The 16,330-nt window shown below is 68.5% G+C and carries 12 protein-coding genes; 7 read left to right on the plus strand and 5 right to left on the minus strand.

Annotated features, from left to right (window positions below; genetic code table 11):
- Positions 1 to 43: 43 nt before the first annotated feature.
- The 3 genes from AC5P78_RS01530 to rnd form a co-directional block, all read right to left on the minus strand.
- Positions 44 to 2,116 carry a DUF4034 domain-containing protein gene (locus tag AC5P78_RS01530; RefSeq protein WP_099527711.1) on the minus strand — a complete coding sequence of 691 codons (2,073 nt, stop codon included), beginning with the start codon at positions 2,114 to 2,116 and terminating at the stop codon, positions 44 to 46.
- A 245-nt stretch (positions 2,117 to 2,361) separates the two neighbouring features.
- Positions 2,362 to 2,589, minus strand: a complete 228-nt coding sequence (locus AC5P78_RS01535) for a hypothetical protein (RefSeq protein ID WP_232092418.1) — start codon at positions 2,587 to 2,589, stop codon at positions 2,362 to 2,364.
- 68 nt (positions 2,590 to 2,657) lie between these two features.
- Positions 2,658 to 3,737: a ribonuclease D gene (gene rnd, locus AC5P78_RS01540; RefSeq protein WP_059034936.1), complete on the minus strand. Its 1,080-nt coding sequence runs from the start codon at positions 3,735 to 3,737 to the stop codon at positions 2,658 to 2,660.
- Between the two features lie 84 nt (positions 3,738 to 3,821).
- Here rnd and AC5P78_RS01545 point away from each other — a divergent pair, with 84 nt between their 5' ends.
- Both AC5P78_RS01545 and AC5P78_RS01550 read left to right on the plus strand, forming a co-directional pair.
- Entirely contained in the window at positions 3,822 to 5,714 is a 1,893-nt protein-coding gene (locus AC5P78_RS01545; protein WP_099527712.1) for a formylglycine-generating enzyme family protein, read from the plus strand.
- 88 nt (positions 5,715 to 5,802) lie between these two features.
- Positions 5,803 to 6,699: a M48 family metallopeptidase gene (locus AC5P78_RS01550; protein WP_049448381.1), complete on the plus strand. Its 897-nt coding sequence runs from the start codon at positions 5,803 to 5,805 to the stop codon at positions 6,697 to 6,699.
- Between the two features lie 540 nt (positions 6,700 to 7,239).
- On the opposite strand, the gene xseA is transcribed toward AC5P78_RS01550, so the two are convergent.
- The gene (gene xseA, locus AC5P78_RS01555) at positions 7,240 to 8,571 is read right to left on the minus strand and encodes an exodeoxyribonuclease VII large subunit (protein ID WP_005410399.1); all 1,332 of its coding nucleotides are present in this window, start codon (positions 8,569 to 8,571) and stop codon (positions 7,240 to 7,242) included.
- Positions 8,572 to 8,615: 44 nt separating this feature from the next.
- A complete protein-coding gene (gene queG / locus AC5P78_RS01560) occupies positions 8,616 to 9,686 on the minus strand; it encodes a tRNA epoxyqueuosine(34) reductase QueG (RefSeq protein WP_111198511.1) in 1,071 nt (356 codons plus the stop codon).
- A 23-nt stretch (positions 9,687 to 9,709) separates the two neighbouring features.
- On the opposite strand from queG, the gene AC5P78_RS01565 reads away from it, so the two are divergent.
- The 5 genes from AC5P78_RS01565 to AC5P78_RS01585 all read left to right on the plus strand — a co-directional run bounded on the left by AC5P78_RS01565 (position 9,710) and on the right by AC5P78_RS01585 (position 16,329).
- Positions 9,710 to 11,194, plus strand: coding sequence for an NAD(P)H-hydrate dehydratase (locus tag AC5P78_RS01565; RefSeq protein ID WP_138969929.1), 1,485 nt, complete (start codon positions 9,710 to 9,712; stop codon positions 11,192 to 11,194).
- Positions 11,191 to 11,673 (plus strand): tRNA (adenosine(37)-N6)-threonylcarbamoyltransferase complex ATPase subunit type 1 TsaE, encoded by a 483-nt coding sequence (gene tsaE, locus AC5P78_RS01570; RefSeq protein ID WP_088435934.1) that lies wholly within the window; start codon positions 11,191 to 11,193, stop codon positions 11,671 to 11,673. Before AC5P78_RS01565 ends, tsaE begins: the two co-directional genes overlap by 4 nt.
- 82 nt (positions 11,674 to 11,755) lie before the next feature.
- Complete coding sequence (locus tag AC5P78_RS01575) at positions 11,756 to 13,318, plus strand: N-acetylmuramoyl-L-alanine amidase (protein WP_049441585.1); 1,563 nt, start codon at positions 11,756 to 11,758, stop codon at positions 13,316 to 13,318.
- Between the two features lie 165 nt (positions 13,319 to 13,483).
- A complete protein-coding gene (mutL, locus tag AC5P78_RS01580; RefSeq protein WP_138969928.1) occupies positions 13,484 to 15,388 on the plus strand; it encodes a DNA mismatch repair endonuclease MutL in 1,905 nt (634 codons plus the stop codon).
- Positions 15,389 to 15,399: 11 nt separating this feature from the next.
- Positions 15,400 to 16,329 carry a DUF1684 domain-containing protein gene (locus AC5P78_RS01585; protein WP_005410393.1) on the plus strand — a complete coding sequence of 310 codons (930 nt, stop codon included), beginning with the start codon at positions 15,400 to 15,402 and terminating at the stop codon, positions 16,327 to 16,329.
- The last annotated feature ends 1 nt before the right edge of the window (position 16,330 follow it).

Raw genomic sequence — 16,330 nt, forward strand, 5'->3', positions numbered from 1 at the left:
TGCAAAGGGCGGCCCGGTGATCCGGGCCGCCCTTTTCGTTGCTTCAGACTGCAGTGAGGTTGCTGTCCTGGCTGCGCTGGCCGAAGGTCAGGGCCCAAGTGGCGCTGTCCACCTGCTGCCGGTCCTGTTCCTGCTGCTTGCGTGCGCGGCTGGCACCGAACCAGCGGCCTTCGCCGTTGATCAGCGGTGCCATGCGTACCACGTCCACATACTCCGGATCGATCTCGCTGGCACGCTGCAGCCAGGTCAGAGCGAGGAATGCATTGGCCGGGACGCCGTTACCGAAGTGGTAGATGTCGGCCAGATAGCCGGCAGCCCACAGCTTGTCGTCGTCGTCGCCGCGCCACCACAGTGGAATCAAGGCGCGTTCGACCGCTTCGCGCTTGTGCGCGTCGTTCCGGCCATCGAATGCCAGGCAGGCCAGGTTGCGGCAGGTTGGGCCCCACACGCGCTCGCCGGCCTCGGCCTCATCCAGGCAGCGCAGGTACAGCTCGCGCGCACGCGCTTCATTCTCCGCGCCGCCTGCGGCGACGAGGCGTACGGCCAGGTTGTAGGTGGCGATCAGGTCGCCGCCTTCCACCGCACGCTCCTGCCAGTAGGCGGCCTTTTCCACATCGGCGAACTGCGGTTGGTCGCGGCCACCGAGGCGGCCCTTGTACAGGTCGCACAGCGCCGACATCGCGCCGGCGTCGCCATCGTCCGCCATGCGCTGCAGCAGCGACAGGCCTGCGGCTTGCGAAACATCACAGAACAGATTGGCGGCGAACGTCACCGCCGAGGTGTCGTCCTGCTGCGCAAGCTTCAACGCGCGCTGCAGCAGGACACTGGCGCGTGTCGGGTCGCTGGCCTGGCCGAGCAGGCCATGCTCGATGGCGGTGGCGGCCCAGAGCAGGCCGATCGCCGAATCGCCTTCGCGCGCGGCATAGTCCACCACCTGTGCGAACAGTGCTTCGGCACCGTCGACATGGGCGAACCAGGTGCAGGCCTCCAGGTTGCTGAGCCCCTCATGCAGGACCACATCGCGGTCCAAGGTCCATGCCTGCTGCAGATCTTCAAGCACCGCCTGCATGTGGTCCGGATCCCACTGCACGACGCCTTCGCTGTCTTCAACGCGGCCAAGCCGGTAGCGCAGCCCGGCGCGCTGGGCCAGCACCTGCGCGCGCAGGTGGCGGTCCAGGTGCCAGTCGAGGATCTGCGTGTAGGCGCGCTCGTGCGCGGCCACGGCCTCAGCATCCTCACGGTGGGGCAGATCGCCCATCCAGTCCTGCTCCTTGTGCCACCGCAGCGCGTTGCTCTGCGCCAGTTCCAGGCCACGGCACCAGCCACCCTCGATGAAGTTCTCCATCGCCTCATGGCTGCCGCCCCAGCGCGGGTACAGGAAGTACAGGGTGTCTTCCAGCGTGGCCAGATCGTCCGGGCGCTGCTCCAGCACCAGGCGCATCCAGTACGCCAGTGGTGCGTCGAAATCGTCCTGGCTGCGCTCGCGCAGCAACGGGGGCAGCGTATCCGGCAGCGTCTGCAACGGCGTGCCGAAGCGCGACAGCAGCTGCAATGCCTTTGGCCAGGCTTGAGGGTAGTGCTCGGCCAGCGTGGCGTCATCGGATGCGGCGGGTTCCCCGGCCTGCAGCGCACGCAGCCAGTTCGGTTCGCGCAGGTAGCTGGTGATGCGCTTGATGCCATCCAGCGCCAACGCAGGTCGTGGCGACAGCGGCATCGCCTGCAGGTAGGCGTGCACGGCATGGTCGCGGGCCAGCTGCGCCGCCAGCCACTGGCTGTCTTCGACCAGTGCGGCAACATCGGCGCTGCGCAGTTCGCCGGCAGCGTCCTGCCAGCAGGCGCCCAGGCAAAGCCAGGCGTAGTAGCTGCCGGGGGCGGCCGAGGCCCACTGCTGGGCCTGTTGCAGGCGGGCTTCCAGCGTCACCGTAGCGTCGTGCAGGTTGCGCAGCCGCCAGCGGATGCCGGGCAGCGCATTCTCTCCCTGCAGCCAGGCCAGCTCATGTGGAGCAAGCAACGCATCCAGTTCGGCATAGCGCCGTTCCTGCAGCGCAGTGCGCGCCTGCACGCGCCAGGCAAGGTCTTCGGGGGAAAGCCCGTCTTTTGCAAATCCGTTTGTCATTGCTGCAATCCGGCGAGTACGAGGCTGGACATTAGAAGCGCGGTCGTTAGAGGCGGCAAGCAGGACATGCGGCTGCCGTGCCGGTGGCATTCAGCAGGAGGCTTGAAGGTGAATCCCGTCACCCGGAACAGGCGTTCGCGTTGGGATCGTCCATGTGCAGCGGAAAGGCAAGCAGCAGCTCGGGCCGGTAGGCGAGTGTGCCCTGGCCCTGTCTCTACGCCTCGATTCCGGGAAATAGCCGTGCATCAGGCGTGCGGATGCAGCCAGGGTTCGAGCTTGTCCTGCTCGCTGGCAGCGGGGGCCTGTTCGATCAGGCGTGCCGAAAGCGCGAGGTAGTGAACCGAACGGGCCAGATCCAGCCCGCCCGTCAATGCCGCGTAGGCGTTGAGCTGGCTGCTGCGATCCATGCAGGGGTGCTGCTGGCCAGCAGCAGCGAGCCGATCATCCATCGTGACATGCAGGAAGAGGGCCATGCAGGCACGCAGCAATGTCCTTGTCGAGCATTGGCAGGGCCGCCCCGTGAGGCGGCCGATGCGGGTTGCTAGTTCCCCGGCAGCAGCGCCTGCAGGCGCGACTCCAGTTCCTGCTGGCGCCAGCCGGCCAGTGCGGCGGGCCACTGGCGACGTTCCAGATAGCTTTCCAGGTGCTTGCGCGAGGCAAGGATGCCATCTGGCAGTCCCAGTTCGCGGCTGCGTTCGGCCACGGCATCCTGCAGTTTCTTCAGCGCCTGCTTGTTGCTGTCGTTGGCCGGCAGCGCCAGCGGCGCGTCGGCTTCGTCGGCCAGCGGCGTGGACAGCGCCTGCCACACGGCGCCGGCCAGTTTGCGCGGTGCCTTTGGGAATTGCTCGAACAGCTTGCCCAGCGCTGCCTCGTCGGCCGGAGGCGTGCGCGCCAGAGTGGCGGCCAGTTCGTTGTCCAGGATCCAGCTTCGCGGGCGGTCGCTGCTGCGTGCCTGCACATCACGCCAGCGCAGCAGGCGCAACAGGCGGTGCTGCGCGGAGGCATCGAGGAACTGTGCCGAGCGCATCGCCAGGTGCGGCCAGCGATCTTCATCGTTGGCGACGCTGGCCAGCAGGCGCTCGCCATCGTCGTGCAACCACTGCTGGCGGCCCAGCGCCTGCAGCCTGGCATCAATGGCGTCGTGCAGTGCGAACAGGTGCTCGACATCGTCGGCGGCGTACTGCAGCTGCGACTCGGACAGCGGGCGGCGCATCCAGTCCGAGCGGGTCTCGCCCTTGGCCAGCGCCACTCCGGTGATCTCCGCCACCAGCTTCTGGTAGCCCATGCCGCCGCCGATGCCGGCCAGCGACGCCCCGATCTGGGTGTCGAACAGCGGTCGCGGCAGCACGCCGCAGGCCCACTTGAAGGCAACCAGGTCTTCGCTGGCGCTGTGCATTACCTTGGTGATGGATTCATCGGCCAGCCAATGCGCAAGCGCCTCGGTCATGCCGGGAATCAGCGGGTCGATGAGCAGGATGTCCTGCCCGACCGCCATCTGCACCAGGGCCAGCTGCGGCCAGAAGGTGCGTTCACGGATGAATTCGGTGTCCAGGCCGATGCGGGTCGGGCGCTGCTGGAAGTACGCATCCAGCTCGGCGGGGGTGGTGATCCAGGTTGCCACGGGTCAGGGCCTACTACTCGGGTTTGCTCAGGCAGGGGAGAATAGCCTAACGTCGGTCCGCGTCTGTGCCGAAGGAGGCTCTGCTTGCGTTTTCCGTTGTCGCCCGTGTTGTGCACCGCCCTGGCCGTGGCCCTGGCCGGCTGCACGCCGTCGCCGTCCGCGCCGGCGGAACGGGCCGCCAGCGAAGAGGCGCGCGCGGCCGAGGGCGCCGACACCGGCGCCAATGCCAGTTCGCAGGCCGGGCAGGGCAGCGTGACCATCGCCGGTGAAGATGCCGCCGAGGACGTACAGCAGTGGACGCCGCCACGGGTGGACCGCCAGGGCCGCAGCCTTGCCCAGTTGCGGCGCGCCGCCGAGCAGGCGTTCGCTGAAGGCCGGCTCTATGAAGATGCGGATGCCGCCATTCCGCTGTGGCTGGCGGTGCAGGAAGAAGACCCGGATGACCGCCAGGCCCGGCTGGGCCTGCAGCGTGCCCGCCAGCGACTGCAGCAGCTGGCCGATGCCCTGCTGGTGCGGCCGCTGAAGCAGCGCGAGGCGCTGGCCGAGGCCAGCCGCCAGGCACTGGTGTTGCTGACCCTGTCGCCGAAGGACGAGCAGGTGCGTGCGCTGCAGGCGCGGGCGGAGCTTGCGCAACGGGTGGTGGCCTACAACCGTGCTGGCGAGGAGGACCTGCGCTCGGACCGTATCGGTGAGGATGGCGACGGTGCCATCGGCAACTTCCGTGAAGCGCTGGCGCTGGATGAAGACAACAGCCGCGCACGGCAGGGCCTGGCCGCAGCCGAGAGCGGGTTGATCCGCCGTGCCGAACAGGCTGCTCGGGCGCGCGATTTTGCCAGTGCGGGTACCTGGCTGGCCGAAGCCAGCAAAGTGCGCGATTCGTCACCGACGATCGCCGATGCCTTCGAACGCATCGAGCAGATCCGCGCCGCCACGCTGCTGCAGCTGCGTGATGACGGACTGCGTGACCTTGCCACGCCACAAGGCCTGAAGCCGGCGCGCGAGAAGCTGGCCGAGGCGCTTCGCATCGCTCTGCCGGGTGATGCAGTGGTGGGACAGCTTCGCGAGCGCATCGACCTGGCCACCCATTACGGGAGCTTCCGGCCGGGACAGGTGTTCAGTGATGCGATGCGCGATGGGGGGCGCGGACCGCAGATGGTGGTGGTGCCCCACGGTGGCTTCCAGATGGGTGCAGGCGATGCCGAGCCGGGCTCGAGTGATGCCGAGCGTCCGTCGCACTACGTGCGCTTCGATCGCGGCTTTGCCATGGCGATCACCGAGATCACCGTCAGCGATTTCGAGCGCTACGTGAAAGCCTCCAATGCGCGCCCGCGCGCGACCCGGCGTGGCCATTCGGTGGTCTACGACGAACGCAGCGGCAATTTCATCCGCCGCAGCGGCGTGGACTGGCGTTCCGACTACGACGGCGGTCGCGCGCTGGGCAACTCGCCGGTGATGCACGTCAGTGTGCGTGATGCCGAGAATTATGCAGCGTGGCTGTCCGAGCAGACTGGCCGCAGCTACCGGCTGCCCAGCGAAGCCGAGTTCGAGTACGCGCTGCGCGCTGGCAGCAGTGGCCGCTATCCGTGGGGCGATGCCGGCGTGCCGCCGCCAGGCAGCGGCAACTTCACCGGCAGCAAGGACGTTTCGCCTTCGGGACGGCACTGGCACAACGCGTTTATCGGGTACGGCGATGGCTGGTGGGGGCCGGCGCCGGTGGCCAGCTTCCAGGCCAATGCCTTCGGTCTGCACGACATGGGCGGCAACCTCAGCGAATGGGTGGCCGACTGCTGGCATGCCAGCTACCGCCGCGCACCGTCCGATGGCGTCGCCTGGTTCAACCCGGGCTGCCGGTCGCGGGTGATCCGCGGTGGCAACTGGGCCAATGCCCCCGAGCAGACCCGCGCGGCCTGGCGGCAATCCCAGGATTCGGATACCACCAACGCCCGCATCGGCTTCCGCCTGGTGCGCGGCATCTGAGCGGCACCCGGCTTCACCCGCTGCGGGCAGCGGCGCACTAAGATTGCGCCGTGCCCGCCAGCCGGCGGGGCCAGCAGGAAGTCCCCCGATGCGCAACGATCCCTTCTCCCGCTCGTCGCAAGGCCCACAGCGGCGTGGCCTGTTCGGCAACATCCGCTGGTGGGTGCTGCTGCTGGCCGCCGGCTATGCGCTGTTCTACTGGTTCTCCAACCGCACGGTCGATCCGTACACCGGCGAGAAGGTGATGATCGACAGCAGCCTGGACGCGCGCCAGGAAACCGCGCTGGGGCTGCAGGCCTACCAGCAGATCCTGTCGCAGGAACGGCCGATGGACCCCAATGCACCGATCGCGCGCGACGTGCGCGATATCGCCCAGCGCCTGATTGCCAAGGTCGATGTGGTGGAGACCGCGCTGGCCCAGGAGCACGGCGTGCAGCCGGCGCATTTCGCGCGGGATTTCCAGTGGGAAGTGAATGTGATTCCGTCCGACCAGGCCAATGCGTTCTGCCTGCCGGGCGGCAAGATGGCGGTCTACACCGGGTTGGTGCCGGTAGCACGCACCCGCGATGCGATGGCGGTGGTGATGGGGCATGAGATCGCCCATGCGCTGCTGCGCCATGGTGCACAGCGCATGGCCCAGCAGAAGCTGACCCAGATCGGGCAGGTGGCCGGCGCCGCCAGCGGCATGGATGCGCAGCAGCAACAGATGATGATGTCGGCGATGGGCTATGGGTATCTGCTGCCGTATGCGCGCAGCCACGAGACACAGGCGGATGAAGTGGGGCTGATGCTGGCCGCAGCGGCGTGCTTCGATCCCCGCGAGGCGGTGCCGCTGTGGCAGCGCATGGGCCAGGCCAGCGGCGGCCAGTCGCCACCGGAGTTTGCCTCCACCCACCCGAACCCGGGCACCCGCATCCAGAACCTGCAGGCGCTGATGCCGAAGGCGCTCGAGTACCGGCAGAAATTCTGCGAGCAGGCAAAGTAAGGGGGGCGGCAGGGCTTGCAGCCCTGCACCCGCGGTAGTGCCGGCCGCTGGCCGGCAGCAGCAACAGCAACAGCGTGCATTCCGTGGGATGGCGGGGTGGGTCCGGTTGCGGGAGGCGCCGCAAGTACGTCCGTGTAGGCTTGGCCGCGGCATCCATGCCGCGGACACTCCCGCAACCGGACCCACCCCGCCTTCGACAGATTCTCGCGATCTGTCGGAATGGCGTGGGGTCAGATCCGTTTTCCTACGGAAAACGGATCTGACCCCGAATTGATTCGATATCTGACAGAGATTCATCCACGCATGGCGTGGATCTACCGACCGTCATCGGGAAACTGTCGAGGGTGGGGCGGTGTGGCTGTGCAGGACCGTTGGCGCCATGGATGGCGCCATCGAGCCCCCAGGGATGGGTTTACGGCGTGTCCTGCACAGCCACACCGCCCCGCCAAACCATCAGCAATCCAGAGCCGCTTTGGCTGTTGCTTCGGCCGTTGCTTGAAGCCTCTGCAGGTGCAGGGCGCAGCCCTGCCGAACACCCCTCTACTTGACCTGCACGTCGATCACGCCGTCGCCAACGCGGGCCTGCAGCGCGTCACCGGGCTGCACCTGGTCGACCTTTCGTACCAGCGTGCCATCGTCAGTGCGGGTCAGGATGCTGTAGCCACGGGCCACGGTGGCCAACGGGCTCACCGCTTCCAGTGAACGCGCCAGTCCGCGCAGTCGCAGTGCATCGCGCTCCAGCAGACGCTGCATCGCTGCCTGCGGCCGCCCGCGCAGGGCAGCCAGGCGGCGCTGCATCGCGTCGAGCTGGCGTTGCGGATGGTGCCCGCGCAGTACCGCGGCCGCATGGCGCAGGCGTGCGGCACGGCGCTCCTGCTGCTGGTTGAAGACCGCATGCAGGCGCCGGCCCAGATCGAGCTGGCGGCGGCGCAACAGGTCCAGCCGCGCCTGCGGGCTCTGTGCGTTCAGGCGCAGCAGGGCGCGGTCGGCACGCTGCATCGCCTGCTGCATCGCATGCCGTTGCAGCTGCACCATGCGCGCGGCCGTACGGCGCAGGCGCAGGGCCAGTTCGCGCTGGTCCGGTACCAGCAGCTCGGCTGCCACCGACGGCGTTGGTGCGCGCAGGTCGGCGGCAAAATCGCTGAGGCTGAAGTCGGTTTCATGGCCCACCGCCGACACTACCGGGGTGCGGCTGGCGGCGATCGCGCGGGCCAGTGCTTCATCGTTGAAGGCCCACAGGTCTTCCAGTGAACCGCCGCCACGGGTCAGCAGGATCACGTCGTAGCGGCCACTGGCATCGGCGGCCTGCAGCAGGCGGGTGATCTGCGCCGCGGCGCTGCTGCCCTGCACCAGGGTCGGCAGCAGGTCGACCTCCAACAGCGGGAAGCGGCGGCCGAGCACGCTCAGCACGTCGCGCACGGCGGCGCCGGTGGGCGAGGTGATCACCGCCAGGCGCTGCACGTGCGCCGGCAGCGGCCGTTTGCGTGCCGGGTCGAACAGGCCTTCGGCCTCCAGGCGTGCCTTCAGCTCTTCGAACGCGCGGCGCAGCGCGCCTTCGCCGGCTTCCTCCATGTGGTCCAGCACCATCTGGTACTCGCCACGGGCGTCGTACAGGGTCACCTTGCCGCGCACCAGCACGCGCATGCCTTCGCGCGGCACGAACTTCAGGTACTGCGCCTTCATCCGGAACATTGCCGCGCGCAGCTGCGCACGCGCATCCTTCAGGGTGAAATACAGATGCCCGGAGGCGGGACGCGCCACGCTGCCCAGTTCGGCCTCGACCCAGATCGCCGGGAAGCTGCCTTCCAGCAGGTCGCGGGCCAGGGTGTTGAGCTGGCTGGGGGTGAGGATGTCGTTGTTGCGTGGCTGCATGGGAACGGCGTGCTGCGGGCGGAACGGGGGCTCAGGATCGCACGTCAGCGCACCGTGTGCTGGCCCAGCGCCCACTGCACGTGTTCACGCACCAGCGGCGAGGGATCATCGACGCGGGTATGCAACGCGGCCAACGCTTCGGCCGAGGACGGTGCATTGCCCAGTGCCACGGCGATGTTGCGCAGCCAGCGTTCATGGCCGCTGCGCCGGATCGGGCTGCCTTCGGTACGGCGCAGGAATTCAGCTTCGTCCCAGGCAAACAGCTGGTCCAGACGGGCAGTGTCGAGGTTGTTGCGAGCGCGGAAATCGGCTTCGTCGGTACGCTTGGCGAACTTGTTCCAGGGGCAGACCAGCTGGCAGTCGTCACAGCCGTAGATGCGGTTGCCGATCAACGGCCGCATGTCTTCGGGGATGGCACCGTCGTGCTCGATGGTCAGGTAGGAAATACAGCGCCGCGCGTCCAGCCGCTGCGGGCCGGTGATGGCCTGGGTCGGGCAGACATCGATGCAGCGCGTGCAGGTGCCGCAGTGTGCCGTGGCCGGTGCATCGATCGGCAGCGGGATATCGATGTAGATCTCGCCGATGAAGAACCAGGAGCCGCCACGGCGGTCGATCAGGCAGGTGTGCTTGCCGATCCAGCCCAGGCCGGCATTGCGCGCCAGTGCGCGTTCCAGCACGGGCGCCGAATCGACGAACACGCGGTAGCCCAGCGGTGCCACTTCATCGTTGATCTGCGTGGCCAGCTTCTGCAGGCGGTTGCGCATCAGCTTGTGGTAGTCGCGGCCCAAGGCGTATCGGGCCACGTAGGCGCGGCCCGGGTCGGCCAGGGTTGCCCAGGCTTCGGTGTCGTCCTTGTGGCTGTAGTCCATGCCCACCGAGATCACCCGTACGGTGCCGGGCAGCAGCTCGGCCGGGCGCGCACGCAGGGTGCCGTGGCGCGCCATCCAGTCCATCGTGCCGTACAGGCCCTGGCCCAGCCAGTCGGCCAGGTGCGCCTCGTCCTCGCCCAGCTCGATGCCGGCGATACCGCAGCGCTGGAAGCCATGCGCACGCGCCAGTTCGCGTATGCGCTGCACGGCCTGGGCCGGATCGACAGGGACGGGGGCGGGGGACATGTGCACCAGTATAAAATCCCTGCATGGCCAACCTTGCCGATCTTTTCGATTCCGCTGCCGCGCGTGCGCTTGATGCGCAGGCCTCGGCGCTGGCCGCCGAGGGTGGTTGGGGCCTGATGGCGCAGGCCGGCCAGGCCGCCTGGCAGTGCCTGCTGCAGCATTGGCCGCAGGCGCAGCGGATCGGCGTGGTGGTCGGAGCAGGCAACAACGGCGGCGACGGCCTGGTGCTGGCCCGCCATGCACGGAAGGCCGGGCGCGCGGTGACGGTGATCGCCTTGCCGGGCAAGCCACCGGCGACGTCGCTGGCACAGCGTGCAGCATCGGAATTCACGTCCGACGGCGGCACCATCACCGATTTCGACGGCGCGCTGCCCGAGGCCGATTTCTGGGTTGATGCCCTGTTCGGTCTGGGCTTCGATCGCGCGCCGGAAGGCGTGGCGCAGGCGCTGATCGCCGCCCTCAACGCGCAGACGGCACCGGTTCTGGCGCTGGACGTCCCCAGTGGCGTCGATGCCGACCGGGGCGCCGTACCGGGCGAGGCGGTGAAGGCTGCTTTGACCCTGCAGTTCATCGTGCCGCATCGCGGGCTGTATACCGGCGATGCGCTGGATCATTGCGGGCGGAAGGCGTTGGCGCCGCTGCAGCTACCCACGGCCGCATGGCAGGGCGTGTCACCCGCCGCAGAGCACTGGACCCAGGCTCGCTTGCGGGCACTGCTGCCGCCGCGTCGTGCCAATACCCACAAGGGCGAATCCGGGCACGTGCTGTGCGTCGGCGGCAACCATGGCAGCGGTGGGGCCATCGCGATGGCGGCCGAAGCGGCACTGCGTGCCGGCGCGGGACTGTTGAGCCTGGCCACCCGGCGCGATCACGTCGGCCCGTTGCTGGCCCGGCTTCCCGAGGCGATGACCCATGCGCTTGAAGATGGCGATGTGCTGCCGGCGCTGCTGGACAAGGCCAGGGTGGTGGCGATCGGCCCCGGCCTGGGCCAGGACGAATGGGCACGCGCACTGTTTGCGCAGGTGCTGGACAGCGGCAAACCGCTGGTGGTTGATGCCGATGCGCTGAATCTGCTGGCGCAGGATCCGCGCGCGCTGCCGGAGGCGATCCTTACGCCACATCCGGGCGAGGCCGCGCGCCTGCTCGACTGCAGTACCGCTGACATCCAGGCCGATCGCTACCGCTGTGCGCAGGCGTTGGCCGAGCGCTTCCACGCCGTGGTGGTGCTGAAGGGCGCGGGCAGCATCGTGACGGCGCCCGGGCAGGTGCCACGGCTGATTGCTGCAGGCAACCCCGGCATGGCCGTGGGGGGCATGGGCGACCTGCTCACCGGCATCATTGCCAGCCTGCGCGCGCAGGGCCTGGCCGCCTTCGACGCTGCCGCCACTGGCGCACTGCTGCACGCGCTCGCCGGCGACGCTGCGGCCGCCGACGGCGCGCGCGGCATGCTTCCCACTGATCTGCTGGTGCCGCTGCGGCAACTGGCCAACCCGGAACGCTCTTCATGACTGAATTCTTCCTTGCCGACAGCGATGCCACCGAACTGCTCGGGCAGTGGCTGGCGGCGACCCGACCGCCGCAGGCGCTGATCGAACTGCGCGGCGACCTGGGCGCCGGCAAATCCACCACCGCACGCGCACTGCTGCGCGCGCTGGGCGTGCAGGGCGCCATCCGCAGCCCCACTTACACCCTGGTCGAGCGCTATCCGCTGGCCACCGGTGGCGAGGCCTGGCACCTGGACCTGTACCGGATCGGCCAGGCCGGCGAACTCGATTTCCTGGGCCTGGACGAGGGCAGCGCGGTGTTGTGGCTGGTGGAATGGCCGGAACGCGGCGCTGGCGCGCTGCCGCCGACCGACCTGGTGGTGGCGTTGGAGATCGAGGGGCAGGGGCGCCGCGTCCGTCTCACCGGAGCCAGCGACGTCGGACATGAGTGGCTGAAGCGGCTTCCCCAAGGGGGCGACTTGCAGGCCATTTCTGTCGGCTGACGAGAACAAAGACCGGCAGGTTACGGATTATTAAGGAAAAAGGTGTTGCATTCCGTTCAGCGCGGTGATTGAATCCTGAGCCATGCGCCCGGGGAACCGTCTCATCGCTATCTGTGCCGCCGTCGGACTGGGTCTGGCGAGCGTCAGTGCGTGGGCCGGTGAAGTCCGCCAGGTCCTGCTGAATACCGGCGCCACTGGCACCCGTGCCGAGATCTCGCTGGTCGGCAGTGGCGGCTACAAGACGCTTTCTCTGGCCGGTCCGAACCGTCTGGTCGTCGACTTCCCTGACTCCAGCGCCATACGCAACCTGAAGATGCCGGCTGCGCAGGGCGTGGTCACGGCGGTGCGTACCGGACAGCCGGTGCCGGGGACCTTCCGTGTCGTTTTCGACCTCGCTGAATCGGTGGCGCCGTTCCGCCCGCAGATGCAGCGGGAGGGCAATGAATCCAAGCTGGTGATCGAATGGCCGGGCGATGGCCCGGCCGTGGCCGCCAGCCGTCCGGCAGCGACACCGGCGGTGCAGCCGCAGGCACCGGTGGCGACGCCCGGGCCGACCCCGGCTGAAAGCGCACAGTCGCGTTCCGATGCCGCACGTGCGACCGCACTGCTGACCGCGCAGGTGCGGCAGCAGGCCAGTGCCACTGCCGCCGCACCGGCCACGCCGACCCCGGCGCCGTCCACCGCGCCGGCCCAGGTTGCGGCGGCCGGTACCGTGGCCAGCAGCTCACCTTCTTCCTCGCCGGCCGCGATCCTGGCCGGCCAGCGCACCGCCGCCGTGGTGACCACGCCGCCGGCTACCGTGCCTGCACCGGCGCCGACGCCGGTGGAACCGCCGCGCCCGGCCATGCCCAGCGATGCCTCGCGCATCCGCATGCAGGCCGGCATGCGTCATCTGGTGGTCGCCATCGATCCCGGCCATGGTGGCCAGGATCCCGGCGCGATCGGCCCGACCGGCAAGCGCGAAAAGGATGTCACCCTGGCGGTGGCGCGTGAGCTGGCCCGCCAGGTCAATGCGACGCCGGGCCTGAAGGCCTATCTGACCCGCGACAGCGACGTGTTCATCCCGCTGCCGATGCGTGCGCAGAAGGCACGTGCAAACAAGGCCGACATCTTCATTTCGATCCATGCCGACGCGGCCGAAAACCGTTCGGCCACTGGTTCGTCGGTATACGTGCTGTCGACCAAGGGCGCCTCTTCGCAGCGCGCCCGCTGGCTGGCGGACAAGGAAAACGCGGCCGACCTGGTGGGTGGCGTGCGCCTGCAGCAGACCGAAGGCACGCTTGCCAACGTGCTGCTGGACCTTGCCCAGAGCGGTTACATGAAGGCATCTGAAGATGCCGCCGGCCACGTGCTGGGCGGCCTGAAGCGGATCGGCAACAACCACAAGCCGAACATCGAACGTGCGAACTTCGCCGTGCTGCGCACCTCGGACATGCCGGCGATGCTGGTGGAAACCGCGTTCATCTCCAACCCGGACGAAGAGCGCCGCCTGATCGACCCGGCCTACCAGCGCAAGATCGCCGGCGCCGTGCTCGATGGCGTGCACACCTTCTTCAGCCGCCAGCCACCGCCGGGCACGCTGTACGCAGCCCGTGCCCAGGCCGAGATCGACGCTGCCGGGACCATGGCCGGCGGCAGCAAGTAACCCGCCGAAGGCAGGTTACTGCTTTCTGTAGCGTCGACTGTCAGTCGACTACGCGCGCAGCGCGGGGTTTTCGCCGCCCGGCGGAGGGCAGTCGACTGACAGTCGACTCTACACGGGGCGGCTCCGCTATCATCAACCCATGAAGTCTGCTGCCCATCCTCTCCCATGAGCGCGCCCGGACCGCGCCCGATCCGGCCGTTGCCGGAAATCCTGATCAACCAGATCGCCGCCGGCGAAGTGGTCGAACGTCCTGCGTCAGTGGTCAAGGAGCTGGTCGAGAACGCGATCGATGCCGGTGCCAGCCGCGTTGATATCGATCTTGAAGAGGGTGGTGTCCGCCTGATCCGCATCCGCGACAATGGCAGTGGCATCGCGCCGGAACAGCTGCCGCTGGCGGTCTCGCGCCACGCCACCAGCAAGATCGCCGATCTGGACGACCTCGAATCGGTGGCCACGCTCGGGTTCCGTGGCGAAGCGCTGCCGTCGATCGCCTCGGTCAGCCGCTTTACCCTGTCCTCGCGTCGCGCGCATGACGAACACGGTTCGGCACTGCAGATCGAAGGCGGCAAGATCGGCGAAGTGACGCCCCGTGCGCATGCACCCGGCACCACGGTGGAAGTGCGCGAGCTGTTCTACAACGTACCGGCGCGGCGCAAGTTCCTGCGCGCCGAGCGTACCGAACTGGGCCATATCGAAGAGTGGTTGCGTTCGCTGGCGCTTGCGCGACCGGATGTCGAGCTGCGCGTGTCGCACAACGGCAAGGCCTCGCGCCGCTACAAGCCGGGCGATCTGTATTCCGATGCGCGCCTGGCCGAAACGCTGGGCGAGGATTTCGCCAACCAGGCCGTGCGCGTCGACCACAGTGGTGCCGGCCTGCGCCTGCACGGCTGGATCGCGCAGCCGCATTATTCGCGCGCCAGCGCCGACCAGCAGTACCTGTACGTCAACGGCCGTTCGGTGCGCGACCGCAGCGTCGCCCATGCGGTGAAGATGGCTTACGGCGATGTGCTGTACCACGGCCGCCAGCCAGCCTATGTGCTGTTCCTCGAGCTCGACCCGACCCGCGTTGACGTCAACGTGCACCCGGCCAAGCACGAGGTTCGCTTCCGTGATTCGCGGCTGGTGCACGATTTCGTCTACCGCACGCTGAAGGACGCGCTGGCTGATACCCGCGCCGGCATGTCGTCGCAGGAGATCGGTGCGGGTCCGGTGCATCCGGTGGACGCCGCTGCTGCACCGATGACATCGAGCGCGGGCGCATCGGGTTTCGGGCTGGCGCGTGGACCTGCGCCCGGTGCCGGCTCGGGTGGCGGTGGTGGTGGTTTTTCCGGCTGGCGCCCGCAGCAGCCCCTTGGACTGCAGGTGGCCGATGCACCGGCGGCCTATGCCGCACTGTATGCCGCACCGGCCGGTGCCGAACGCGGTGCTGCGCTGCCGCCGATGCCGGCCGAGAACGGACTGCCGGTGACCAGTGCCGACGCCGGCGTACCGCCGCTGGGCTACGCGATCGCGCAGCTGCACGGCATCTACATCCTGGCCGAGAACGCAGAAGGCCTGATCGTGGTCGACATGCATGCCGCGCACGAGCGCATCGGCTACGAGCGCCTGAAGAACGCGCACGACGGTATCGGCCTGCAGTCGCAGCCGCTGCTGGTGCCGATCACACTCGCCGTGGGCGAGCGCGAAGCCGACACCGCCGAAAGTGAAGCCGAAACGTTGGCGGCGCTCGGCTTCGAGGTGACCCGTGCCGGTCCCGGATCGCTGCACGTGCGCAGTATTCCAGCGCTGTTGGCGCATGCCGAACCGGAGGGGCTGCTGCGCGATGTGCTGACCGACCTGCGCGAGCACGGCCAGAGCCGCCGCGTGGCCAGCGCGCGTGACGAACTGCTGTCGACCATGGCCTGTCACGGTGCGGTGCGTGCCAACCGGCGCCTGACCGTGCCGGAAATGAACGCGCTGCTGCGCGACATGGAAATCACCGAACGGTCTGGCCAGTGCAACCACGGCCGGCCGACCTGGGCCCGTTTTTCGCTGGCGGAGATCGACCGCTGGTTCCTGCGCGGACGTTGAGGGGAGCATCGATGCGTTATCGGGGAATGGGCGGTCTGCTGGCCGCCTTGCTGTTGGCCGCGTGCAGTCCGGCAACACCGCCGGCGCCGAAGGTTACCGAAGATCCGGCCTATGCGGCCGCGCAGCAGCAATGGCGGGTGGCCCGCTACCAGGACCTGACCCGACCCGATGGCTGGACGGCCCTGGTCGGCCTGCACTGGCTGCAGAACAAATCACACTTCGTCGGCAGTGGTGCCACCAACGGCATCCGCCTGACGGTCGGCCCGGACAAGCTGGGCCTGCTGCGTCGCGAGGGCAGCCAGTGGTGGTTCACGCCCGAAGCCGGTGTGGATGTCAGCCATGATGGCCAGCCGGTGCGCGGCCGTATCCGCATCGACACCGACAAGGATCCGCAGCCAACCCTGTTGGCCTTCGACGGTGGCAAGGGCCAGCTCAGCATCATCCGGCGCGGGCCGCGCGATGCGCTGCGGGTCAAGCATGCCGATGCGCCGGCGCGCCGTGATTTCGCCGGGCTGGAGTACTGGCCGGGTGGCCCGGACTGGCAGGTGCAGGCACGCTTCATCCCGCATCCGGCGGGCAAGACCCTGCCCATTGTCGACATCACCGGCCTGACCACCGAGATGCCCAATGCGGGGGCGGTCGAATTCGAACGCGACGGCCGCACATGGCGGCTGGAGGCGATCGGAGCCACCGGGCAGCCGCTGTTCCTGATCTTTGCCGACCGCACCAGTGGCCGCGGCAGTTATCCGGCCGGGCGCTACCTGGATACCGATGCGCCGGCAGCCGACGGCACGCTACGCATCGATTTCAATCATGCCTACAACCCGCCGTGTGCATTCACCGCCTATGCCACGTGCCCGCTGGCGCCGCCGGAAAACAGGCTGGACCTGCGCATGGAAGCGGGCGAGAAGGCCTACCACCTGTCTGAAGGAGAGGGCTGAG

The organism is Stenotrophomonas sp. YJH_SMC_133 (assembly GCF_059370655.1).

Bases quoted from the DNA above. Each gene is read 5' to 3' on its own strand.
- AC5P78_RS01530 (WP_099527711.1), bottom strand. From the start codon at position 2,116: ATGACAAACGGATTTGCAAAAGACGGGCTTTCCCCCGAAGACCTTGCC.
- AC5P78_RS01535 (WP_232092418.1), bottom strand. From the start codon at position 2,589: ATGGCCCTCTTCCTGCATGTCACGATGGATGATCGGCTCGCTGCTGCT.
- AC5P78_RS01550 (WP_049448381.1), top strand. From the start codon at position 5,803: ATGCGCAACGATCCCTTCTCCCGCTCGTCGCAAGGCCCACAGCGGCGT.
- xseA (WP_005410399.1), bottom strand. From the start codon at position 8,571: ATGCAGCCACGCAACAACGACATCCTCACCCCCAGCCAGCTCAACACC.
- queG (WP_111198511.1), bottom strand. From the start codon at position 9,686: ATGTCCCCCGCCCCCGTCCCTGTCGATCCGGCCCAGGCCGTGCAGCGC.
- AC5P78_RS01565 (WP_138969929.1), top strand. From the start codon at position 9,710: ATGGCCAACCTTGCCGATCTTTTCGATTCCGCTGCCGCGCGTGCGCTT.
- tsaE (WP_088435934.1), top strand. From the start codon at position 11,191: ATGACTGAATTCTTCCTTGCCGACAGCGATGCCACCGAACTGCTCGGG.
- AC5P78_RS01575 (WP_049441585.1), top strand. From the start codon at position 11,756: ATGCGCCCGGGGAACCGTCTCATCGCTATCTGTGCCGCCGTCGGACTG.
- mutL (WP_138969928.1), top strand. From the start codon at position 13,484: ATGAGCGCGCCCGGACCGCGCCCGATCCGGCCGTTGCCGGAAATCCTG.
- AC5P78_RS01585 (WP_005410393.1), top strand. From the start codon at position 15,400: ATGCGTTATCGGGGAATGGGCGGTCTGCTGGCCGCCTTGCTGTTGGCC.